Origin of the sequence: Pseudomonas sp. CMR5c, assembly GCF_003850545.1 — a bacterium.
Classification (GTDB): Bacteria; Pseudomonadota; Gammaproteobacteria; order Pseudomonadales; family Pseudomonadaceae; genus Aquipseudomonas; species Aquipseudomonas piscis.
The window spans coordinates 3,598,562-3,620,948 of the sequence record NZ_CP027705.1; the positions used below are offsets into that span (position 1 = coordinate 3,598,562).

Annotated in this window: 23 protein-coding genes; 15 read left to right on the plus strand and 8 right to left on the minus strand. The window is 64.4% G+C overall.

All coding sequences use genetic code 11. The features are described from left to right. The first annotated feature begins 121 nt into the window (after positions 1-121). Together C4K40_RS16550 and C4K40_RS16555 are read left to right on the plus strand one after the other, a co-directional pair. Positions 122-1,030, plus strand: coding sequence for a LysR family transcriptional regulator (locus C4K40_RS16550; RefSeq protein WP_053130309.1), 909 nt, complete (start codon positions 122-124; stop codon positions 1,028-1,030). Positions 1,031-1,032: 2 nt separating this feature from the next. After that, positions 1,033-1,599 carry a GNAT family N-acetyltransferase gene (locus tag C4K40_RS16555; protein ID WP_053130312.1) on the plus strand — a complete coding sequence of 189 codons (567 nt, stop codon included), beginning with the start codon at positions 1,033-1,035 and terminating at the stop codon, positions 1,597-1,599. Here the strand turns inward: C4K40_RS16555 and C4K40_RS16560 are convergent. Next, positions 1,592-2,512: a carbon-nitrogen hydrolase family protein gene (locus C4K40_RS16560; protein WP_053130315.1), complete on the minus strand. Its 921-nt coding sequence runs from the start codon at positions 2,510-2,512 to the stop codon at positions 1,592-1,594. The two genes, C4K40_RS16555 and C4K40_RS16560, sit on opposite strands and share 8 nt — an antisense overlap. 84 nt (positions 2,513-2,596) lie before the next feature. On the opposite strand from C4K40_RS16560, the gene C4K40_RS16565 reads away from it, so the two are divergent. Next, positions 2,597-3,532 (plus strand): LysR family transcriptional regulator, encoded by a 936-nt coding sequence (locus tag C4K40_RS16565; protein WP_053130318.1) that lies wholly within the window; start codon positions 2,597-2,599, stop codon positions 3,530-3,532. On the opposite strand, the gene C4K40_RS16570 is transcribed toward C4K40_RS16565, so the two are convergent. After that, on the minus strand, positions 3,504-3,758 hold the full coding sequence (locus C4K40_RS16570; RefSeq protein WP_022644285.1) for a hypothetical protein: 255 nt from the start codon (positions 3,756-3,758) through the stop codon (positions 3,504-3,506). The genes C4K40_RS16565 and C4K40_RS16570 overlap by 29 nt on opposite strands. A gap of 242 nt (positions 3,759-4,000) precedes the next feature. Here C4K40_RS16570 and C4K40_RS16575 point away from each other — a divergent pair, with 242 nt between their 5' ends. Next, positions 4,001-4,321 carry a YqjD family protein gene (locus C4K40_RS16575; RefSeq protein WP_022644284.1) on the plus strand — a complete coding sequence of 107 codons (321 nt, stop codon included), beginning with the start codon at positions 4,001-4,003 and terminating at the stop codon, positions 4,319-4,321. A 54-nt stretch (positions 4,322-4,375) separates the two neighbouring features. Here the strand turns inward: C4K40_RS16575 and C4K40_RS16580 are convergent, their stop codons facing one another. Next, complete coding sequence (locus C4K40_RS16580) at positions 4,376-5,416, minus strand: Ldh family oxidoreductase (RefSeq protein ID WP_053130321.1); 1,041 nt, start codon at positions 5,414-5,416, stop codon at positions 4,376-4,378. Between the two features lie 272 nt (positions 5,417-5,688). After that, positions 5,689-5,958, minus strand: coding sequence for a PepSY domain-containing protein (locus tag C4K40_RS16585; protein WP_022644282.1), 270 nt, complete (start codon positions 5,956-5,958; stop codon positions 5,689-5,691). Between the two features lie 151 nt (positions 5,959-6,109). Here C4K40_RS16585 and C4K40_RS16590 point away from each other — a divergent pair, with 151 nt between their 5' ends. Beyond that, a complete protein-coding gene (locus tag C4K40_RS16590) occupies positions 6,110-7,111 on the plus strand; it encodes a FecR family protein (protein ID WP_022644281.1) in 1,002 nt (333 codons plus the stop codon). A 49-nt stretch (positions 7,112-7,160) separates the two neighbouring features. Here C4K40_RS16590 and C4K40_RS16595 read toward each other — a convergent pair whose 3' ends face one another. Next, positions 7,161-9,497, minus strand: coding sequence for an acylase (locus C4K40_RS16595; RefSeq protein WP_053130324.1), 2,337 nt, complete (start codon positions 9,495-9,497; stop codon positions 7,161-7,163). Positions 9,498-9,798: 301 nt separating this feature from the next. Here C4K40_RS16595 and C4K40_RS16600 point away from each other — a divergent pair, with 301 nt between their 5' ends. Further along, a complete protein-coding gene (locus tag C4K40_RS16600; RefSeq protein WP_022644279.1) occupies positions 9,799-10,179 on the plus strand; it encodes a fe2+ zn2+ uptake regulation protein in 381 nt (126 codons plus the stop codon). Positions 10,180-10,193: 14 nt separating this feature from the next. On the opposite strand, the gene C4K40_RS16605 is transcribed toward C4K40_RS16600, so the two are convergent. Continuing rightward, complete coding sequence (locus C4K40_RS16605; RefSeq protein ID WP_022644278.1) at positions 10,194-10,382, minus strand: hypothetical protein; 189 nt, start codon at positions 10,380-10,382, stop codon at positions 10,194-10,196. A 171-nt stretch (positions 10,383-10,553) separates the two neighbouring features. Between C4K40_RS16605 and C4K40_RS31945 the strand changes: the two genes are divergently transcribed. Further along, positions 10,554-10,685 carry a hypothetical protein gene (locus C4K40_RS31945; protein ID WP_022644277.1) on the plus strand — a complete coding sequence of 44 codons (132 nt, stop codon included), beginning with the start codon at positions 10,554-10,556 and terminating at the stop codon, positions 10,683-10,685. Between the two features lie 55 nt (positions 10,686-10,740). Here the strand turns inward: C4K40_RS31945 and C4K40_RS16610 are convergent, their stop codons facing one another. Next, positions 10,741-11,706: a LysR family transcriptional regulator gene (locus C4K40_RS16610; protein WP_053130327.1), complete on the minus strand. Its 966-nt coding sequence runs from the start codon at positions 11,704-11,706 to the stop codon at positions 10,741-10,743. Between the two features lie 118 nt (positions 11,707-11,824). On the opposite strand from C4K40_RS16610, the gene C4K40_RS16615 reads away from it, so the two are divergent. Beyond that, positions 11,825-12,820 (plus strand): aldo/keto reductase, encoded by a 996-nt coding sequence (locus C4K40_RS16615; protein WP_053130330.1) that lies wholly within the window; start codon positions 11,825-11,827, stop codon positions 12,818-12,820. Between the two features lie 54 nt (positions 12,821-12,874). Here C4K40_RS16615 and C4K40_RS16620 read toward each other — a convergent pair whose 3' ends face one another. Continuing rightward, positions 12,875-13,405, minus strand: coding sequence for a hypothetical protein (locus tag C4K40_RS16620; RefSeq protein ID WP_022644273.1), 531 nt, complete (start codon positions 13,403-13,405; stop codon positions 12,875-12,877). A gap of 442 nt (positions 13,406-13,847) precedes the next feature. On the opposite strand from C4K40_RS16620, the gene C4K40_RS16625 reads away from it, so the two are divergent. The 7 genes from C4K40_RS16625 (at position 13,848) to glgA (ending at position 22,379) form a co-directional block, all read left to right on the plus strand. After that, on the plus strand, positions 13,848-15,842 hold the full coding sequence (locus C4K40_RS16625) for a methyl-accepting chemotaxis protein (protein WP_053130333.1): 1,995 nt from the start codon (positions 13,848-13,850) through the stop codon (positions 15,840-15,842). Between the two features lie 77 nt (positions 15,843-15,919). Continuing rightward, positions 15,920-16,375 carry an SRPBCC family protein gene (locus C4K40_RS16630; RefSeq protein WP_022644271.1) on the plus strand — a complete coding sequence of 152 codons (456 nt, stop codon included), beginning with the start codon at positions 15,920-15,922 and terminating at the stop codon, positions 16,373-16,375. A gap of 154 nt (positions 16,376-16,529) precedes the next feature. Then, on the plus strand, positions 16,530-18,311 hold the full coding sequence (locus tag C4K40_RS16635) for a copper resistance system multicopper oxidase (RefSeq protein WP_053130336.1): 1,782 nt from the start codon (positions 16,530-16,532) through the stop codon (positions 18,309-18,311). Beyond that, the gene (locus tag C4K40_RS16640; RefSeq protein ID WP_053130339.1) at positions 18,308-19,207 is read left to right on the plus strand and encodes a copper resistance protein B; all 900 of its coding nucleotides are present in this window, start codon (positions 18,308-18,310) and stop codon (positions 19,205-19,207) included. Before C4K40_RS16635 ends, C4K40_RS16640 begins: the two co-directional genes overlap by 4 nt. A gap of 131 nt (positions 19,208-19,338) precedes the next feature. After that, complete coding sequence (locus tag C4K40_RS16645; RefSeq protein WP_053130342.1) at positions 19,339-19,788, plus strand: DUF411 domain-containing protein; 450 nt, start codon at positions 19,339-19,341, stop codon at positions 19,786-19,788. Continuing rightward, entirely contained in the window at positions 19,785-20,219 is a 435-nt protein-coding gene (locus tag C4K40_RS16650; RefSeq protein WP_053130345.1) for a YqaA family protein, read from the plus strand. The genes C4K40_RS16645 and C4K40_RS16650 overlap by 4 nt, the downstream gene beginning before the upstream one ends. Positions 20,220-20,813: 594 nt before the next feature. Then, positions 20,814-22,379 (plus strand): glycogen synthase GlgA, encoded by a 1,566-nt coding sequence (gene glgA / locus C4K40_RS16655; protein ID WP_053130348.1) that lies wholly within the window; start codon positions 20,814-20,816, stop codon positions 22,377-22,379. Positions 22,380-22,387: the final 8 nt, after the last annotated feature.

Genomic DNA, 22,387 nt, shown 5'->3' on the forward strand with positions numbered 1-22,387 from the left:
GGCACCTCTACCTCCTGGCAACCAGGGTCATCAAAAAACTCATGGTAGGCATGCCGCAATAGGCGAAAAACAGGGCAGTATTCCGGTATTTACGGACAAAAAGGCTCTAATCGAGGTCGCCATGGATAACCTGAACGGCTTGCAAGTGTTTGTCTGCGTGGTCCAGAGCGGCAGCCTGGTAGCCGCCGGCGAACGCCTGGGGATATCCGCCTCGGCGGTGGGCAAGGCCCTGGCCCGCCTGGAACAACGGCTCGGCGTGCGCCTGCTGAACCGCAGCACCCGGCGGATCAGCCTGACCGACGAAGGCACGCTGTTCTATGAACGCGGCCAACGCATCGTCGACGAGGTACAGGAAGCCGAAGCCGAGCTCGCGCGGATCAGCGACAAACCCCGGGGGCGGCTGCGGGTCAGCCTGCCGGCCATCGGCTATCGCATGCTGCTGCCGATCCTCCCGGAGTTCTCCGCGCGCTACCCGGACATCGAACTGGACCTGGATTTCAACGACCGGATGGTCGACGTGATCGCCGAAGGCCTCGACGCGGTGATCCGCAGTGGCGAGCTGGCGGATTCGCAATTGCGCTCGCGCAGCCTCGGACCGTTCGGTTTCGTGCTGGTCGGCGCTCCGGAGTACTTCGCCCAACGCGGCGTGCCGCAGGCTCCGCAAGACTTGGAACAGCACGCCTGCCTGCGCTACAGGTTCCCCGCCGGCACCCAGATGCAGGTCTGGCGCCTGCGCTTGCCCGAAGGCGCGCCGCCATTGGTGCTGGGCAAGGCCTTGACCAGCAATAACCTCGAAGCGTTGATCCATGCCGCGACCCAGGGCCTGGGCATCGCCTACGTGCCGGAATTCGTGGTCGCCGGAGCCCTGGCCGACGGCAGCCTGGTATCGGTGCTGGACGACTACCAGGGCGAGCGCGGCAAGTTCTCGATCCTCTGGCCTGGCAGTCGACAGCTGCTGCCAAAATTGCGAGTCTTCGTCGACTTCCTCAGCGAACACCTGGTGCTCGGCAAAACCCACAAGGAGCCATGACCATGACCGGCCACGTACCGCCGCTCACCACCCCGCGCTTGCTGCTGCGGCCCCTGGAGCTGGCAGACGCCGGCGCCATCCAGAACCTCTTCCCGCAGTGGGAAGTCGTGCGCTACCTCAATGCCAACGTGCCCTGGCCCTACCCGGCCGATGGCGCCTTGAGCTTTGTCCGTGACATGGCCTTGCCGGCCACGGCCCGGGGCGAGGAATGGCACTGGACCATTCGCCTGCGCGAGGAACCTGGGCAAATGATCGGCAGCATCAGCCTGATGCGCGAGCCCGATAACAACCGTGGCTTCTGGCTGGCTCCGCAATGGCAGGGCCACGGCTACATGAGCGAGGCCTGCCAAGCGGTGGACCACTACTGGTTCGAAGTCCTGGAACAACCGCTGATGCGGGTGCCCAAGGCCGCCCCCAACCAGGGGTCGCGACGGATTTCCGAGCGTGGCGGGATGCGCCTGGTACGTTCCGAGGCCGGTGAGTTCGTCAGCGGCCGTTTTGCTCTGGACATCTGGGAGATCACCCGCGAAGAGTGGCGCCGCCTCGGTCCGCAAGCCTCCGTCAGGTAAAGCGCACGCCAGGGCGCGGACGCTGGTCCACTGTCAACTCGAACACGTCCGGGCGCGCATAATGACCCACCACATCGTAGTCATAGCGAGCCTTCACCAGGTCGTCGGTATCGATCTGTGCGCAAATCAACCCGGCACGCCCCACCAGCGGGCCGGCCAGCACATCGCCCATGGGACCGACGATGACGCTGCCGCCGGCGATCAACGGCCGTTGCGCCGGCCAGTTGGCGATCTGCAGGCCCAGCTCCTCGGGCGAGGCCTGCACCTGGCAGGCGCTGACCACGAAACACCGACCTTCGTGGGCCACGTGACGCATGCTCACCTGCCACATCTCGCGCTCATCCACCGTCGGTGCGCACCAGACCTCGATGCCCTGGGCATACATGGCGGTACGTAGCAGCGGCATCATGTTTTCCCAGCAGATCACCGCGCCGACCCGCCCGACCTGGGTGTCCAGCACCGGCAAGGTGGAACCGTCGCCCTTGCCCCAGATCAGCCGTTCGGTGCCGGTAGGCATCAGCTTGCGATGCTTGCCCACCAAGCCTTGCTGGGGGTCGAAGTACAACGCGGTGCAGTACAGACTGCTGCCGCTGCGCTCGATCACTCCCAGCACCAGGTTGGCACCGGTGCGGGCCGAGAGACCGGCCAGGGCCTCGGTCTCCACCCCTGGTACATCGATGGCATTGGCGAAGTAGCGGGCAAAGGCCTCTCGTCCCTCGGGCAGGCGGTAGCCCAATTGGGTGCCGAAGCCCTCGCCCTTGGGATAGCCCCCGAGCAGGGCTTCGGGCATCACCACCAGTTGGGCACCGGCGTCGATGATGGCGTCCTCGTAGGACAGGATCTGTTCCAGGGTTGCGGCCTTGCCACCTGGCAAGGCGCCGATTTGCAGGGCAGCGACTATGGATCTGGGCATGGGATGACTCCTTCGACGATCAAGTGTTGCGCATTCTCCTGCCGCCGCCGATCATCGATAAACCCCAATTCAATGCTTAATGATATGAACTATATGAATATCGCCGATATCGATCTCAACTTGCTCAAGGCCTTCGAAGCGCTGCATGACGAATCCAGCGCCAGCCGCGCCGCCCTGCGCCTGGGGGTTACCCAGTCGGCCATGAGCGCCGCCCTGCGGCGGCTGCGCGAGTTGTATGGCGACCAGCTGTTCGTACGAACCGGGCGCGGCCTGGCCCCGACTCTCAAGGCCAACCAGTTGAAGCCGGTGGTCAGCGAGGCCTTGAACAAATGCCGGCAGAGCCTGGCCATGGTCGCGCCAGACAGCGCCGACTATCAGGGCCGGGCGGTCACCGTGGGGTTGTCCGATGACTTCGAGATCGCCTATGGCCGGCAGTTGATCGAGGCCGTGGCCCGGCGCGCGCCCAAGCTGCGGCTGATCTTTCGCCAGACCCACAGCCAGGTGGTCGCCGAGGCGCTATTGCAGCGCAGCGTCGACCTGGCCATCAGCGCCGGCGGGTTCGCCCAGCGCATGCTTAGCCGCCAGGTACTGGGGGAAGGTGACTATCTATGCCTGGCAGATCCGGCGAGCCTGGCTCCCGGGCAGCAACGGATCGATATCCAGGAGTTCGTCGAACGCGAACACCTGCTGGTGTCGTCGCAAGGGTTCATCGGCATCACCGACGAGGGGCTGGCGAACCTGGGCTTGAGCCGCCAAGTATGCGCCTCGACCACGCATTTTGCCGCGTTGCCATTCCTGCTCAAGGACAGCCAGGCGGTGGCCACCATCCCGGCCCATGCCGCCCGACGCATCGCCGAGTTCACCGGCCTGCAGTTGCTGCCCTGCCCCCTGGCGCTACCGCGCTATCCCATCGAGCTGGGCTGGCGCACCGCGCCGCAGATCGACCCGTTGCTGGTTAAAGTCCGCGAGGCGATCGTCGAGAGTTTTGCCGTTACTTGCTTGCCGCCATCAGGCGATTGACTTCACTGCGCACCATGTTGGAGTACTCCGGCGGCGACATGCCGTCGAGCTCGGCACGGACCCACTCCGCCCACTTGCCCTTGCGCTTGCTGCGCTCGCCGAACAGGCGCGCGGCCTCGCTCTTGGCCTTGCCCAGGTTGCTCTGCCACAGCTCGAACAGGCGGGACTTCTCGTCCTCGATGGCGGCGCGCTCGGCCAGGGTCTTGTTAGCCAGGTTGAAGCTCATGGGAAATTCCTGCTGCGTAAAATAGGCGACATCTTACACTGTAGGGGCTGGCGGTTTTACCCGCGAAGGTCGCCGATGGGTAAAACAGCTGCAACTTTTGCCCCGGCGCCAGACTCCATTGCTTGCCAGCCCCGTCTCCCCGCCACCTGCTCAAGGTCGCGAGCGGCAGAGAACTACAGGCGCTCTGCAAGGGCGCCCATGGCACACTGCACCACTAGGCCACATCGACAAGGAACCACTTCATGGCTCGTAAAACCGCCGCGCAAGCGGACAACGATCAAATCAAGGACCAGGCATTCAGCGAGCTGCAGGCGCTGATCGAGGAATCGGAAAAACTGCTCAAGGGCAGCGCCGCCCTGGTAGGCGAAGAAGGCGAGAGCCTGCGCCGCCAGGTGAGCCAGAAGCTCAAGCAGGCATTGGATTCGGTGAGCAATGTGCGCGAGCGCAGCAAGCCGGTGGTCGACGCCACCGAGCAATACATCGGCGGCCATCCATGGCAGACCGTAGCCATCTCCGCCGGCGTCGGCCTGGTGGTCGGCCTGTTGCTGGGCCGGCGTTCCTGAGCGCAGCCTCCCTCTAGGCCAGGCCCCGGCTGCCTGGCCTTCACCTCCCCCGCTTCACTGCTTGCGCGCCAGCTCCCGTAGCTGCTCCAACTGCTGGCAGGCAATGGCGATACCCTTTTCCCCGGACCGCTCGCGTTGCCAGTGACGACGATCCCCCGGCAGGCGCTTGAGACCCACCGCGTGCATCTGCCGCACCAGTTCCTGGCTGCGCTCGGCAAAACCCTGGCCGGCGCCCTTGCCCGGATCGATGACGATCAACAACTGGCCGGTCCGGGGAGTCTTGGCTCCCGGGTGGCGGGACCAATCGAACTCGAACGAGAAGTTGCCACCGGTCAACCCGGCACAGAGCAGTTCCACCATCATCGACAGCGCCGAACCCTTATGGCCGCCAAAAGGCAACAGGGCCCCGCCCTCGAGGATCGCCCTGGGATCCTGGGTCGGCTGCCCCAGGCTGTCGACACCGATTCCCGGCGGCAGGCGCTCGCCCTTGGCAGCGGCGATCTGCACATCGCCGTGGGCGATGGTACTGGTGGCCAGGTCGAAGACGATGGGATGCCCCTGGGCCTGGGGCGCGGCAAAAGCGATCGGGTTGGTGCCGAACAGTGGCCGATCGGCGCCATGGGGCACCACGCAGGTCATGCTGTTGACCACGCTCAGGGCCACCAGCCCTTCTTCGGCAAAGGGTTCGACATCCGGCCAGAGCGCGGCGAAGTGATGGGAGTTGCGAATCGCCAACAACGCGATTCCGGCGTGACGGGCCTTGTGCACCAGTAACTCACGGCCGGCGGCCAGGGCCGGTTGGGCGAAACCGTTGGCAGCATCGACCCGGACGAATGCCGGGGCCACGTCTTCCACCACCGGCACGGCCTTGCCATCGACCCAGCCGCTGTCCAGGGTCGAGAGGTAGCCGGGAATACGGAACACGCCATGGCTCTGGGCCCCATCGCGCTCGGCCTGGGCGCAGTTCTCGGCCAGGCTGCGGGCCACTTCGGCACTGCATCCATGACGCAGGAGAATGGTCTCCAGCAACTCCACCAGGGCTGGCAGGGACAGGTATTCGCGAGGAGGTTCGGCAACCAGGGACGATGCAGACATCTGAAGCTCCAGTGTAGTTATTGGAGGGGGCTACAGCGCATGACCTGGCGATTAAACAACGGCAGCGCCCGGGCCTGTCAACCGCGGATCGGGATGCCTTGGGCAGCCGCGCACGGATCGCTACGGGCTATATGGGACGGCGCGACGCCGCAGGCTGCGCGGGGCCCGGCAGCCGCAGCAAGAAATCCGCCACTGGCTCGGTGTGCAGCCTCACGGGCCCACCAGCAGCGTCAAGGAAGGATGGGAGGCAAGGTTGCCTCCCGAGCCGGACATCAGTCTTTCTGGTCGCGCAGGATGTTGCCGGAGGTGCCGTCGATGCGGAACTCGTAGACGCTGCCATCGGACTTGCGACCTTCGCCTTCCCAGTAGCCGTCGTTGTCCGCCTCGATCTTGTAGATAGCCACGTAGCCAGCCTTGGTCTTCGCCGTTTCAATGGCTTTCTCGATGGTGATCCAGCCCGCCTGCGGGTGATCGGCCAGTGCGGCAGAGGCACCGAACAGGGTGGCGCAGGCAAACAGTGCGGCAAAAGTGTGCTTCAGCATGTTCCATCTCCATTTGTAGAAACTTTCGATACACAACGTGTTTTTAGGGTGCGATGGATGAAAATAAGTTCACTTTGATGCTCAATCGCCATGACGACTGTTCTACAAGGCTCGCCCTGGAGGGTAGAATGCGCGAAATCAGGAAGAGTCAATGAGCGAACAGATCCTCTCGGAAGCCGAATACGACGCCATCACCCAAGCTGCCGCCCAATGGTGCATGCGCCTGCATGAGCCGGACTGCAGCGATGTCGAGCGCCTGGCTTTCCAGCAATGGCATGACGCCGACCCCTTGCATGCCTTCGAATACGAAGCCATGCGCGAAATCTGGGAGGTGGCCGACCAATTGCCACCCACCACCCTCGCGCCAGCCCCCTTCCAACGTGCCCCACGGCGAACCTGGCAGCGCTATGGCGCGGCGGCGGCCATTGCCCTGTGCGCCCTGCCCCTGGCCGCCTACAGCGGCTGGGAGCTGGGCTGGCTGCCATCGTCCTACGAGCGCTTCGAAGCCGGCGACAGCCTGCGCAGCGTGACCCTGGCCGATGGCAGCCAGGTCGAGCTGAACCTGGGCAGCAGCCTGGTCTACAGCAACTACAAGGACCAGCGCCGGGTGACCCTGAAAAAGGGCGAGGCCTTCTTCAAGGTCAGCCATGACAGCAGCCACCCCTTCGTGGTCAAGGCCGCCAACGGCCAGGTCAAGGTCACGGGCACTCAGTTCAACGTGTGGATGTACGAAGACCAGGTGCGGGTCACCCTGCTCCAGGGATCGGTCCTGGTCAGCAGCAACACCGCCCTGCCCGGCGAAGGCTTCCGCCTGGAGCCAGGCATGCAGGCACGCTACAAGGGTGGCGACTACGAGCCGCAGATCAGCCAGACCTACAGCAACGACAGCTCCCTGGCCTGGCGCAACGGCAAGCTGGTGCTGGACAACCTGTCTCTCACCGAAGCCCTGCCGCTGATCAACCGCTACCTGGAGATGCCCGTGCAGGTGGCCGACAGCCACACCGGCCAGATCCGCGTCGGCGGCATCTACGACACGCGCCAGATCAAGAGCCTACTGACCTCGCTGCCCAAGGTCCTGCCGGTGTACCTGACCCGCAACCGTGACGGCAATCCAGTGATCAACTCGCTGCCGCAGTCCCCGCCAAAAAGCTGAAGGCCGCTCCGTTGCCGGGGCGGCCTTCAACGTTTTACCACGCTTGAACTCAGCGGTGGGCCAATGCCACCGGCTCCTTGCGCGCCTCCTCGATCACCTGCACCTGGTACTGGCCATCGGCGCGGATCTGCGCCTCGGTAAAGGGCAGTTCATTCCACTGATTGCGGGCGAAGGCCTCGGTCTGGTCGCGAAAATGCGCCGAGGCCGGATCGCTGGACAGGGAAAACGCCAGCAATCCCCTGGCCCGTGGTCCCTGCTCATCGAAACTGACGATGTTCAAGTAGCTGGTGCCACTGACCACCTCGCGCTTGCCAGCTTCACCGGGCACGCTTTGCATGGCGTTGTAGATCCCCAGGCTCTCCGGCCCGCCGGGCACCGGGGTCGGCTGGCCACCCTGGCTGACCTGCTGGATATCGCCCCAGCGGATATCCTCGGCCAGCCCGGCCTCCCGCACCTGCTGCGCCGAAGCCAGCATCGCCTGGCGTAGCGCCTCGGCCACCGCCGGGCGACCAATGGCTAGCCCGCGCGGAGTGTGCTGCGGGTCCTTGGAGTCGAACGCCACGCGCCAGGCATCAGGCTCCTGCAACATGGCCTGCATGATGCCCTGGAAATGCACGAACCCCAGGCCAGCCTGCAGACCCGCGCTGCGATCCCAGGTCTTCAAGCTGCGGCACAGCGCATCCAGGCGCTGGGCATCCGCACCCAGCTCCCCTGCGCAGAACTGCAACAGATCCGGCATCACTTGGCCCGCCAGGTACACCTGATCGTCGCTGACCAGATGCTGCAAGTCGCTGGGATGGGCCTGGTGCAGTCGACTCAAGCGATCCAGGGCAAAGCGCGCGCGCATTTTCAGAGGCACATCCTGCTGGCTGATGACCGGCGAAAAGCCTTCCAGTGGCTTGGCCGGGTTGACCATCCAGGCCGAGTCGTTGGAGTGCTGCAGATAGTCGTTGCGCGCCAGTTGCGGCAATTGGCCGGCGGCGAAGATACCCGGCTGGGCCGCTGCCGGGTCGATGTCCCAGGCGCAGGCCTGGCGCGAGCCGTCGAGGACGATGACCTGGGTGCCCGCCCTTGGATCGCTGCATTGCGCCAGCTTGGCCTGGGTGACGTTGGGCACCACCGACTGGTTCATGTACAACGCCCGGCCCTGGTCATCCACCGCCAGGGTATTGACCCAGGGAATGCCCTGCCAGTGATGCACGCTATCCTGCAGGCCGGAGACGCTGGTGGCCTGGTTCATCGCCGCCCACTGGGCCAGCACCCGGGTATTGCCCAGGTTGGCATCGCGCAGGCTGTAGGCATGCTGGCGATCCCAGTCCAGCTCGCCCGGCCACTGCACCACCGGGCCGAATACCGAGCTGTACAAGGTGCGCGAGTGCTCATGCAACTGACCGTCCGCGCCCTTGCCCTGCACCGTCACCACCTGGCGCTCCAGGGGCAGCGAACGACCATCGAGCAGGTAGCGGGTCGGGTCCTTCGGGTCCAGCTGCAAGCGATACAGGGTGAAGTGCTTGGAGGTATCGACCGTGTGGGTCCAGGCCAGGTGCTGGTTGAAGCCGATATTGATCAGCGGCAAGCCAGGCAAGGCTGCTCCCATCACGTCCAGTTGGCCGGGAATGGTCAAGTGCATCTGGTAGAAGCGCATGCCGCCAATCCAGGGGAAGTGCGGGTTGGCCAGCAACATGCCGCGACCGTTGAACGAACGTTCGCTGCCGATGGCCACTGCATTGCTGCCCCGATCCAGGGCAAAGCGTTGCTGGCGCGCGGCCGCCAGCTGCCAGGCCTGCGCCGACAACCCGGCCTGCGCCACGCTCCCCGGCGGCGTAGCGCCAGCCAGGGCCTCGGCGAACTGGCCGGCGCCACCTTCGACCAGCAAGCGCCGGGTCAGCTTCACCAGGTCCGCGGTGGTCAGCGGGCGCACCCACTGGCCATTGCATTGTTCGGGCAGCCCCTGGGCCTGGCGCTCCGCCAGCTGGCGGTTGTAGCCCTCGACATACCCCTGCATGCGCTCGCGCATCGCCACCGGTTGCGCCTGCCAGAATGCCTCCACCGCCTGGGGGGTGTTCAACCAACTGAAAAACACGTCGCTGCCCAGGTTGTCCCGCTGCTCCAGGGTCTGGCCCTCGGGACCGAAGTAGCGTGAGCGCTGGCCGTTGACCGTCAGTACTTCATTGGCCAGCAGGCACAGGTTGTCCTGGGCGTAGGCATAACCGATGCCATAACCCAGGCCTCGCTCATCGGTTGCACGGATATGCGGTACGCCGAAGCTGGTGCGGCGAATTTCGGCACGGGTCTGCTCCGGCTGGGCCAGCGCCTGGGCACCGCAGCTGAAACTCAGAAACAGGGCTGCAAGGCAAACGTTCGATAACTGCCTGGAAATGATCACGCCGACTCCTGATACGAAAACACAGAACCAGGACTGGAGAGCTGCATGAAATTGGCAAGATCACCAGCCTGGGTATCCGGCCGCGCACGAGGGAACCGGCGCCTGCCTGCCCATACAGACGAAATCGATGAAAAAAAATTAACCGGCGCAGAGCCCGCCAGCTGGGGCCATCACATGTCAGCGACTTGATACCGACAAATTTTCTACATCCAGAGACTCATGATTTGTCGTGCTCGTTCGTCTAGTTACTAGAGCACCCATCATTCTTTTCCTGATCAGGCTCTGATTAAGGAGTTTCTGCATGTACAACCAGCAACTGCCAACGGACGGCAATATCGTGAACAGAACGCCCTCCCTCGACGCCGGCGCCAGCGTCTTCGGCAAGCAAGTCGAGCGCAACAGCAACGACCGGATCAAGCAGATGCTCAAGAGCTTCGGCCTGCGTACCAGCCTGATTCGCCTGAAGGTCATCGACGCCTTGCTGGTCGCGGCCCAGAGCGACCGCTCCCTGGGGGTACGGGGCATCCACAGCCAACTGCTGGAGCTGGATATCCCGTTATCGTTCCTCAGCGTGCGCGAAGTGTTGAAGCGCTTGTGCAGCGAAGGGGTCATCACCCTCAATGCAGACAAGAGCTACAGCCTGCATCAACAGGCTGCAGCGGTACTGGACGGCCTGGCCTGAGGCCGTCCACGGGCTCAGGGCTTGACCTTGCGCCGCATCACGCCGTTGAGCACCACAACGATGACCGCCACGGCGATGGCGATGTACTGGAAGGTCTTTTCATCGATGACGCCGCTGTTCTGCAGGTAGGAAAGGCCAAGCATGATTCCCAGGACCGCCAGGGAAATCAGAATCGAATATTTCAAACGTTGTGATTGAGTCATTGCGGGAATCCTGAAGCTGAAATTGTATCCGCCGTGTATCGAGGCCGATGCCAAGCACATACCCGGATTCGGGGATGCGCGCGGCGAATCGGGGTCATATGTTACAGGCGCAAAGGAGTTTTTTCTTCCTAGTTGCCCTGTCGTGTTCCCCGAGTCCTTGAGGATTGATAAATGTTCCGTCGAATCACCCTGTTGATTCCCCTGCTGGCCATGCTGACCCTGTCAGGCTGCATCATCATGCCCCGCGATGGCTGGCATCACCGCTACCATGACGGCGGCCCGGGCTACTACTACCACCGTTGAGCGACTGCCAGCGCCGAGCCATCCGGCCAGTCCACCGCCCACCACGCATCGCCCACTAGCCACGCCCGCCCTGTCGCGGGCGTTTTGCTGCCCGGGCCCGGCCCTGATTGCGACCACGGATGAGTTCGTCCTGCCGGGCGAACAGATCCACCAGCCAGTCGACGAACACCCGTATGCGAGTCGAAAGGTGGCGCTGGGGCGGATACAACGCTGTCAACGGCAAGGGCGGTGGCGCATGTTCCGCCAGCACCTCTTGCAAGGCACCGGCCTGCAGTTGTCGGGCGGCATGGTAGTACGGGGTCTGGATCAAGCCGTAGCCCGCTTCGCAGGCCGCCAGGTAGCCATCGGCACTGTTGACGGCGACCTGCTTGGGCAAATTGACCTCAAGCAGCTCACCGCCCACCAGGAACTCCAAGCCATAGCGTTTGCCGGAAACCGCAGAGAAGTACTCCACCATCCGATGCCCCTGCAACTGCGCCACGGAGGTCGGAACACCATGCTCGCGCAAGTAGCCGGGGCTGGCGCAAGTCACCTGAGCCAGCTGCGCCAGAGGGCGCGCCACCAGGCTCTCGTCCAGTAGCGGACCGCCACGCAAGGCACAGTCCACGCCCTCGCGAATCAGGTCCACCGGGCGGTCATTGAGACCGATCTCCAGTTCGAGCAAGGGATAGCGCGCGGAGAACTCCGGCAACGCCGGCATCACGATCAGGTGGCCGATACCGGCCGGCATGTCGACGCGCAAGGTGCCCCGGGGATTGTGCCGCCCCAGGGAAAAGGCCGCCTCGGCCTCCTCCAGATCTGCCAGCAGACGTATGCAACGCTGGTAATAAGCGGCTCCGTCCAAGGTCGGGCTGACCTGGCGGGTGGTGCGATGCAGCAATTGCACCCCCAGGTGCGCCTCCAACTGCTTGATCAGGATGGTCACCGAGGCCCTGGGCAGTTGCAGGCTATCGGCTGCCCGGGCAAAACCGCCAAGCTCGACGATCCGGGTGAACACGCGCATGGCGTTGAAACGGTCCATGGAAAGCGCTCTTGATTATTTGGAATATCTTAATAGTGATAGCGTTTTTAGCCGGTTTATCGCTGTTTTGTCGAGTAGCACAATGAGCGCCTCCCCACTACTACTGGAGTAGCCAGCGATGCACACTCGACAACTGGGCCACAACGGCCCGCAGGTTTCCGCCATTGGCCTGGGCTGCATGGGCATGAGCGATTTCTACACCACCGGCAGCGATTCCCGGGAGTCGATCGCCACCCTGCACCGGGCGCTGGACTTGGGCGTGACCCTGCTGGACACCGCCGACATGTACGGCCCCCACAGCAATGAAGAACTGATCGGCCAGGCCATTCGCGGCAAGCGCGAACAAGTGGTGCTGGCCAGCAAGTTCGGCATTGTCCGTGACCCCGCCAATGCCTCGGCCCGTGGTGTCGATGGTCGTCCGGAGTATGTGCGCGCCGCCATCGATGGCAGCCTGCGGCGCCTGGGCGTGGATACCCTGGACCTCTACTACCAGCACCGGGTCGACCCACAGGTGCCGATCGAGGAAACCGTCGGCGCCATGGCCGAACTGGTCAAGGCCGGCAAGGTGCGCTACCTGGGCTTGAGCGAAGCCTCGGCGGCGACCCTGGAACGGGCGCATAAGGTCCACCCCATCAGCGCCCTGCAAAGCGAATACTCATTGTGGAGCCGCGACCCCGAGGAAAACGGCTGCCTTGCCACCTGCCAGCGCCTGGGCATCGCTTTCGTTCCCTACAGCCCGCTGGGCCGGGGGTTTCTCACCGGCGCCCTGAAGAGCCCGGACGACTTCGCCGCCGATGATTACCGGCGTTTCAACCCGCGTTTCCAGGGAGAGAACTTCCAGCGCAACCTGCGCCTGGTGGAACAGGTGCAGCAGTTGGCAATACAGAAGGAGGTCAGCGCTGGGCAACTGGCCCTGGCCTGGGTCCTGGCTCAGGGCGAATACCTGATACCCATCCCCGGCACCAAGCAGCGGCGCTATCTGGAGGAGAACGTAGCAGCCCTGGACGTGCGCCTGAGCGCCGATGACCTGGCGTCGCTGGACCGCATCTTCAGCCCGCAAGCCGCCGCCGGCACTCGCTACAGCGAAGAGGTGCTGGCCCTGCTGGATCGCTGAAACGACAAGGCCGGGGTCGCTGGAAAGCGCCCCGGCCCTTTTTCGAAACCCGGCTCAGGCCTTGGCGGAGGTAGCACCGTCTTTGTTGGGTACCGTGGTGCCGTTGCCCTTGCCGTAGTTCTGCAGGCTCTGCAGGACGTAGATGGCCTTCTTGTACTCGGGAATCAGGTAGTTGGCGTACTTGTTGCCCTTGAGGTTGTTGTTCTGGATATCGTCGATCTTCATCGCGAAGTATTCCAGCGCGTTGAAAGGCTCCTCGGGGTTTTTCGGAATGCCGAAACGGTCGAACTTGTCACCGGCATTGAGCAGGTTGAGCGCAGTGACATCGGAGATCAGGCCGTTGTTCTTGAGGAAAGTGCTCATGCCACCCAAGGACTTGATGGTGACATTCGTCGGATCGAAGCCCTTGATCTGCTTGTGCAGCTTCAACTGATCCATCTTGCGCACGTCGAGCACGGTAGCGTTCTGCCCCACCATGGTCAGGATCTGGCGCACCTTGGCGCTCTGCGGGGCCTTCTTGACGTCGCCGCCTCCCTGCAACAGGCCTGCCTTGCTGCTCCAGCCGCCAACGTATCCGATTGCCATACTGCAACTCCTGTAGTCCGGCTTGTCGATTCCCCTGTCCTGCCTTCATGGAAACTTCGTAAAGCTCCGGGAAGACCTCAGAGACAGGTCGGCAAGCCATGGTGAAACATCTGAATGGGGGCAAGTATCAACGCCGAAACAATTCGCGCCAACGAATTATTTCGGAAATTTACATTTTTTATACATTTCCGACAAATTCGCCAGGAGCCCCTGATTTAAAGGGCCTGGCCAATATTCAAGACTTCTCTCGGAGCATTTTCGCGGGCCTTGCCGGTTACCGCTGCCGACGTCACTGGCACTTCGGCAAACTCCTTGCAAACAAAATCGATTTTTCTGGACGAACGTCCTAAAGAGCGCATGTCTGGCGCCGATACCTTCTTAATGCCCTGCATAAGGCGCAGCTCTCCCAAAGAATAAGAAACGCTCGGTAAGGACAGGTCCCATGCCCGCTTTGCGCACGATTCAAGCCCGCTACACGCTCTTTCTGGTCCTGTTCATAGCCGTGATGCTGGTACTCACGGTGTTGGGTATCGGCCAGCTGGTGGCCCCCAAATTGCGTCAGACCGAAGAACAGGTCGCCCTGGACCGCATCGCCGAAGTGGCGCAACGCATCCAGGGTGAACTGAACAAGGTCCAGGCCCAGCAACGCAGCATTACCCAGACCGTCGCCCTGCTCGACAGCGACAGCATCGACCGGGTCCTGCCGGGACTGGTGGACCAGTATGGAGAGCAGAAGGTCTTCGGCGGTGGCATCTGGCCCCTGCCCGGCCAGCGCACTCCAGGGCGCCCCAAGCACAGTACCTTCTGGCACCGCGATGCCTCGGGCCAGCTCAAGGTCAATACCTTCTGGAACAGCGACGCGGCGCCCAACTACTACGACCAGCCCTGGTACAAGGGCGGCATGCGGACCGCCCCGGGCCAATGCGCCTGGGCCGCCGCCTACAAGGACGATGCCAGCGCCGAACCGCGTACCAACTGTGCCATGGCCATCAGCCGCGACGGCGTGCCCTATGGCGTGGCCACCATCGACGTGACCCTGGGCTTCTTCAATGACCTGGTGGCCACCCAGGAAAAAGCCCTGGGCGCGCAGATGCTGATCGTCGAGGGCGACGGCAAGATCATCAGCAACAGTTCGCGGATCAACGGCCCCATCGTCCTGAAGAACATCGCCGAACTGGCCAGCAGCTCGGCCTTCGTCGCCCAGGTGCAGCAGGCCCTGGGCAATCGCGGCAGCGGCCTGCAGCGCCTGGAGTTCGACAACGCCGGGGAACCGAGCACCTTCTTCATGCAGCCTATCGACGGCACTCCCTGGTTCCTCGCCAGCGCCCTGCCCAACCGCCTGATCACCGCCCAGCGCGACGACGTGCTGAGCACCCTGGGCCTGCTGCAACTGCCCATGGTGATCCTGCTGGTGTTGCTGCAGATCTATGCCATCGGCCAGTTGGTGCAGCGCATGAAGGCCCTCAAGGCCAACATCGACACCCTGGCCACCGGCGACGCCGACCTGACCCGGCGCATCACCATCCGCGCCGAGGATGAGCTGGGGGCCATCGGCCACTCGGTCAATCGCTTCATCATCTATCTGCAGGACATGATCGGCGAGGTGACCCAGGCCACCGAGGCCATGGCCGGCAGCCTGCAACAACTGCAACGCACCAGCGAGCAAAGCGGACAGATTCTCGCCCGGCACGCCTCGGAAACCGACCAGACCGTCACCGCCATCACCCAGATGAGCTCCACCGCTGACAGCGTGGCGGCCAATGCCGCCGAAACCGCGGCATTCACCCAGCGCGCCAACGAGCATGCCGAGCGTTCGCGGGTGGTGGTGGGCGAAGCGTCCGGCAGCGTGATCGCCCTGATCGACGAAGTGGCCAGCGCCACCCACAAGGTCGAGGCCATGCAGCAAGATGCCCAGCGCATCACCGAGATCCTCGGGGTGATCGGCGCCATCGCCGGGCAGACCAACCTGCTGGCGCTCAACGCCGCCATCGAGGCGGCCCGGGCCGGGGAGCAGGGTCGCGGCTTTGCCGTGGTGGCCGACGAAGTACGCGCCTTGGCCGCCCGTACCCAGGCCAGTACCTCGGAAATCAACGAGATGCTCACTCGCCTGACCCAGGGGGTCAGCTCCTCGGTCAGCGCCATGGAAAACACCCAGGCCAGCTGCCAGTCGGCGGCCGATGCCACTGCCCGGGTCAACTCGGGCCTAGATGAAATGGCCGGCTCGGTCAGCCAGATCAACAGCCTGAGCACCCAGATCGCCACCGCCGCCGAACAACAGAGCGCGGTCACCGAGGAAATCAACCGCAGCATGGTGAGCATCCGACATATGGTCGAGGAACTACTGCAAAGCGGCCAGGCCAGTGAACACAACACCCGGAGCCTGGTCCAGGCCAACCAGCGGGTCAGTGCCCTGATGGGCCGCTTCAAAGTCCGCTGAATGGTCGAGCGCACTCCCGCCCCAGCGCGGGAGTGCGACTATATTTGCAGCTCCGGCCACAAGGAGGTGCATGCATCATGGGCCAGCGCCAGCCCCACCTGACGGGCGAATACATCAGCCAGCAGCGGTACATCGCCGCCAGCATCGATACGGTCTACTACTACCTTTCCCAACCTGACCGCTGGCACGAATGGCATCCCGGGTCCCTGCGCGCCGATACCGGCCTGGGCGGCTCGCTGCCGGCCGGCCACAGGTTCAGCGAAACCATCAACCTGCTGGGCTTGCAGGTGCACCTGAGCTGCCGGGTCCTGTGCGCAGTGCTGCCCAGGGAATTCAAGATCGTGTTCAGCTCTGCGCCCCTGGATGGCATCGTCCACTACCAGTTGCGCAAACAGGGCGGCGGCACCCTGCTCAAGCACAGCCTGCAATACTCCACCGACCTCAATCTCGGCGGCTTGCGCTCGCGCATGGAGCGCTGTTGCGAGCAGGCCCTAGACAACCTCAAGCGCCTCCTCGAAGCAGCGCCTGGCTGATCAAGCGCCCGGGCCCGGATACCGTCGACGGTCGAGGCCAATACCCCATCAGCCACGCTGACAAATCTGTAACCTGAACCTCAGTTGGCTGACAGCCAGCGCCGATTAGTCTCTGCCTGAACCTGAACCCCAGGACTGACAGGACTCACTCGGCATGCTTGGCAATCCAACACGACGCAGCTTGATCAAGGGCCTGGGCGTCGCCGGCGCACTGGCCGGCAGCGGCCTCTGGCACTCCCCCGCCTGGCCCCGGGCCAACCCTGGCCTGCCCCAGGAAATACGCGGTCGACAGTTCGACCTGCACATCGGCCAAACGCCGGTGAACTTCAGCGGTACCCCGCGCACCGCGATGACCATCAATGGTGGCCTGCCCGGCCCGCTGCTGCGCTGGCGCGAAGGCGATACAGTGAGCATCCGCGTGAGCAACCGCCTGGAGGAAGACACCTCGATCCACTGGCACGGCATCCTCCTGCCGGCCAACATGGACGGCGTGCCCGGCCTGAGTTTCGCCGGCATCGCCCCGGGCAGCGTCTACGAGTACCGCTTCCAGGTCCGCCAGCACGGCACCTACTGGTACCACAGCCATTCCGGACTGCAGGAGCAGGCCGGGGTCTATGGCCCGTTGGTGATCGATCCCCGGGAGCCTGAGTCGTTCCAGTACGATCGCGAGCATGTGCTGCTGCTCAGCGACTGGAGCGACCTTGCACCACAGCGCCTGATGCAGATCCTGAAAAAGCAGTCCGGCTACTTCAATTACCACAAGCGCACCGTGGGCGACTTCATCGACGATGTCGGCCGCGATGGCTGGGCCGCGACCCTGGCTGATCGCAAGATGTGGGCCGAAATGAACATGAGCCCCACCGACCTGGCCGACATCAGCGCCGCCAGCTACAGCTACCTGCTCAACGGCCAGACCCCGGGCAGCAACTGGACCGGGCTGTTCAAGCCCGGTGAACGGCTGCGCCTGCGGCTGATCAACGCCTCGGCCATGAGCTACTTCGATGTGCGCATCCCGGGATTGCAGATGACGGTGGTCGCCGCCGACGGCCAGCAGGTGCGCCCGGTCAGCGTCGACGAATTGCGCATCGCCGTGGCCGAGACCTACGACGTGCTGGTGGAACCCGGCCGCGAGCCGGCCTACACCGTCTTCGCCCAGTCCATGGATCGTACCGGCTATGCCCGTGGCACCCTGGCGGTGAGCCACGGCCTGGGCGCCGTAGTACCGCCGCTGGATCCGCGTCCACTGCTGAGCATGGCCGACATGGGCATGAGCCACGGCGCCATGGCGCCCGCGGGCATGGGGGACATGCCGGGAATGGGACACGAGCCGATGGCCGCCATGGACCATGGCGACATGCAGGGCATGGACCACAGCCAGGCCAGCGAGATGGCGCCGATGCAACGCCACCCGGCGTCGGAGCGCGGCAACCCGCTGGTGGACATGCAGACCATGAACCCGACGCCAAAACTTGCCGACCCCGGGATTGGCCTGCGCGACAACGGCCGACGGGTGCTGACCTACGCCGACTTGCGCAGCACCTTCGAGGATCCCGACGGCCGCGAGCCCAGCCGCACCATCGAGTTGCACCTGACCGGACACATGGAGAAGTTCGCCTGGTCCTTCGATGGCATCAAGTTCAGCGACGCCCAGCCCTTGCGCCTGGCCTATGGCGAGCGAGTGCGGATCGTCCTGGTCAACGACACCATGATGACCCACCCCATCCACCTGCACGGCGTATGGAGCGACCTGGAGGACGAACAGGGACGCTTCCAGGTGCGCAAGCACACCATCGACATGCCCCCCGGCACCCGCCGCAGTTATCGGGTCACCGCCGATGCCCTGGGCCGCTGGGCCTATCACTGCCACCTGCTGTACCACATGGAGATGGGCATGTTCCGCGAAGTACGCATCGACCAGGAAGGAAGTCCGTCATGAAGCGCCAGCCTGCTGCGCCGTTACCCGGCTTGCTGCTCGGCCTGGGCCTGGTGGCCAGCGCCGCCAATGCCACGCCCGACCCTGTCGCCATGGACCACCGGAGCATGCCCGGCATGGCGCCCGGCGCGATGTCCACCATGGATCACGGCGCCCACGACCTGCCCCCTACCCCAGCCCGGGAACGCAGCCGGACGCCGATCCCGACGCCTACCGAAGCCGATCGACGCGCAGCCTTTCCCGAGGTGTCAGGCCATGGTGTCCATGACCAGGCGATCAATTCGCTCTGGCTGATCAACCAGCTGGAATACCAGGATGCAGATCGCGGCAGTACCCTGGCCTGGGAAATGAATGCCTGGATCGGTGGCGATATCGATCGCCTGTGGCTGCGCAGCGAAGGCGAACGCAACGACGGTCGCAGCGAGAAAATCGAGCTCGAGGCGCTCTGGGGCCATGCCATCGGCCCTTGGTGGGACCTGGTCGGCGGTGTGCGCCAGGATTTCAAACCCGCCTCGCCCCAGACCTGGGCCGCCATCGGCCTGCAGGGCATGGCCTTGTACAACTTCGAAAGCCAGGTCACCGCCTACCTCGGCGAAGGCGGCCAAACGGCCCTGCGTCTCAAGGGCGACTACGACATCTTGCTGAGCAATCGCTTGATCCTGCAGCCCACGATGGAGATCAACCTCTATGGCCGCAACGATCCTGAGCGGGGCCTGGGATCGGGCCTGGCGCAAACCGAAGTCGGGCTGCGCCTGCGCTATGAACTGGATCGCCAGTTCGCCCCCTACCTGGGCGTGACCTGGAACCGCAGCTACGGCAGCAGTGCCGATTACGCCCGTGCCGAAGGCGACAAACGCAGCGAGGCACGCCTGGTACTGGGTGTCCGCCTGTGGTTCTGACCCCGGTTGCCCGCCTGTGTCTTGTATAACCTTGATACACAAGCCTCGCTCCTGGCGCTGCAAAAAACGCAAAATGCACGGCGATTCGCGCAGCCCCCAGGGCGCCACCTTCGATCCACACGAGACTCCCGATGATATCCACCCTGCGTCTGGCGGCCCTGTCCGCCCTGCTGTTCACTTCCCTGGCCCAGGCCGCCGCCCCCATCGACATCGATGTGCACCGCGACGCCAACTGCGGCTGCTGCAAAAAGTGGATCGAGCATTTGCAAGCCAATGGTTTCAAGGTCCATGACCATGTCGAGAACGACATGAGCAGCGTCAAGCAGCGCCTAGGCGTGGCCCCGCGCCTGGCCTCTTGCCATACCGCGGTGCTCGACGGCAAGTTCGTCGAAGGTCATGTGCCGGCCGAGCAGATCCTGGCCTTGCGCAAGCGCGATGACCTGCTGGGCATCGCCGCTCCCGGCATGCCCATGGGATCGCCGGGCATGGAAATGGACGGCATGGGCGCCGACGCCTACCAGGTCATCGGCCTGACCAAGGAAGGTCGGGACGTGGTGGTCGCGGACTACCCGGCCCGTTGATCGGCGTCTATTTCGGCTTGTTCCTGGCGGCCTTCGGCGCCGCCACCCTGCTACCGCTGCAGTCCGAAGCGCTGCTGGCAGGCCTGCTGCTCAACGGCCAATGGTCGGTGCTGGGCCTGTGGCTGGTGGCGACCCTGGGCAATGTCCTCGGCTCGTTGGTCAACTGGTGGCTGGGGCAGCGCCTGGAGCACTACAAGGACCGCCGCTGGTTCCCCGTCGGCCCGCGTCACCTGCAACGGGCCCGGGTGCATTACCAGCGCTACGGGCATTGGTCGCTACTGCTGAGCTGGCTGCCGCTGATCGGCGACCCACTGACCCTGGTGGCCGGGGTGATGGGCGAGCCGCTCAAGCGCTTCCTGCTGATCGTCAGCCTGGCCAAGGGCGCGCGTTATGCGGTGCTGGCCTGGCTGACCCTGGGCTGGATCGGCTGATCCCCAGGCTCCACAGTAGATTCCCGGCTGGCCGCCGAAGGTTTTGCGGCTTGTCGCAGCTTCACGGTCTCAGCAGCGGCTAAAGGTTGCGAGGTCGCAGACTGCTTCGTGTAGCCGCTGCCGCAGGCAGCATAGGGCGTGCAGCGGCCGCCATCGCGCGACCCGGGCCAGCCCCGAAGATCCCAATGCCCCATCACGGACCGCCTGGCGCTCGACGCACCCATTTCGGGCATCCCCAGACCCTGCGCGGGCGACCTTTCGTCGGCTGCAACCCCATGCCCTGCCTGGCGCCACGGCGAAACGCGAACCCCGTCCGGCACCGCCAAGGCTTCTGTCCTAGACTGGCTCTCGCATCGTGACCAGGCAGTCACAGCGGCAGGAAAAAAGTCGAAACTTTTCGTTCCGGCCCAGGGTCAGGGTAAAGGTAGGGCCGCTGCCGCTGGTGCATTCCTTGCAGCGACTCCTCCATCCATTCTGCTTCAGCACTCGGGCAGCACGGGCTGATCGAAGTGCGATGCGTTCGTGCCCGGCCACAGGAACCGGCCGGCACGGCGTGCAATACGCCAAAACAGATCGACGACACGGGAGAGACATATGATCAGCGCCGTATTGGATACCCAGGGAGAACCCATTCCGCAGCAGGCCGGTGGACGCAGCCATCCCCTGGTCCCGCTCCCCGGGAGCAAGACGATACTGCCGCTGGCCCACCAGAACCCCAACCGCAAGCGGGTGCTGTTCGTCACCTCGGAGCTCACCGACCTGGTCAAGACCGGCGGCCTGGGCGACGTCTCCGCCGCCCTGCCCCGGGCCATGGCCCATCTGCACGACGTACGGGTGCTGATCCCCGGCTATCCGCAGGTCCTGCACAGCGAGAACCCAATCCATATAATCGGCGAACTGGGCGGCCATGCCGCGCTGCCGGCCTGCAAGATCGGTCGCATGGACATGCCCGACGGCCTGGTGATCTACGTGCTGATCTGCCCCGAACTCTATGAGCGCGAAGGCACGCCCTATGGCGCCAACAACGGCCGCGACTGGCCGGACAACCATATCCGCTTCGCCCGCCTGGGCCTGGCCGCCGCCGATATCGCCGCCAACCTGGCGCAGATTCACTGGTGCCCGGACCTGGTGCATGCCCACGACTGGCCCGCCGGCCTGGCACCGGCCTACATGCACTGGCGCGGCCAACGCACCCCGACGTTGTTCACCATCCACAACCTGGCCTACCAGGGCGTGGTCAGCCTGGCCTGCTGCCCGGAGCTGGGCATCCCTGAGCACGCCCTGCAACAAGAAGGCATGGAGTTCTACGGCAAGCTGTCGTTCCTCAAGGCGGGCATGGCCTATGCCAGCCACATCACCACGGTGAGCGCCACCTACGCCCGGGAGATCACCACCCCGGACTTCGGCTGCGGGCTCGACGGCTTCCTGGCCAGCAAGACCCAGCAAGGCCTGCTCAGCGGCATTCCCAACGGTATCGACGAAAGCTGGGACGCCGCCACCGACCCGCACCTGTTCTGCCCCTTCGGCATCGGCGACTGGGATGGCAAGGCCGTCAACGCCGCCCACGTACGCCAGCTGTTCGGCCTGGAGCCAAGCGCCGGACCGTTGTTCGCCGTGGTATCGCGGCTGGTCTACCAGAAAGGCCTGGACCTGACCGAAGCGGTGGCCGAGTTCATCGTCGACGCGGGCGGCCAGATCGCCATCATCGGCCGCGGCGAACCGGAGGAAGAACAAGCCATGCGCGAGCTGGCCCGGCGCTTCCCCGGCCGCGTCGGCGTGCACATCGGCTTCAACGAGACCGATGCCCGGCGCATGTTCGCCGGCAGCGACTTCCTGCTCATGCCCTCGCGCTACGAGCCCTGCGGCCTGAGCCAGATGTACGCCCAGCGCTTCGGCTCGCTGCCGGTGGCGCGCAACACCGGCGGCCTTGCGGACACCATCGACGACGGTGTCACCGGCTTCTTGTTCGACGAGTCCAGCGTGGCCAGCTACCAGGCCGCCTTGCAGCGCGCCTTCCAGGTGTTCGCCCGGCCCGCGCTGCTGCATGCCATGCGCTGCCGGGCCATGGCCGCGCCCTTCAACTGGTGCCAGGCGGTGGAACCCTATGCCGAACTCTACGAGCAACTGGTGACCCAGGCCTTGGGCTACACCGCCAGGTAAGGGAGCCC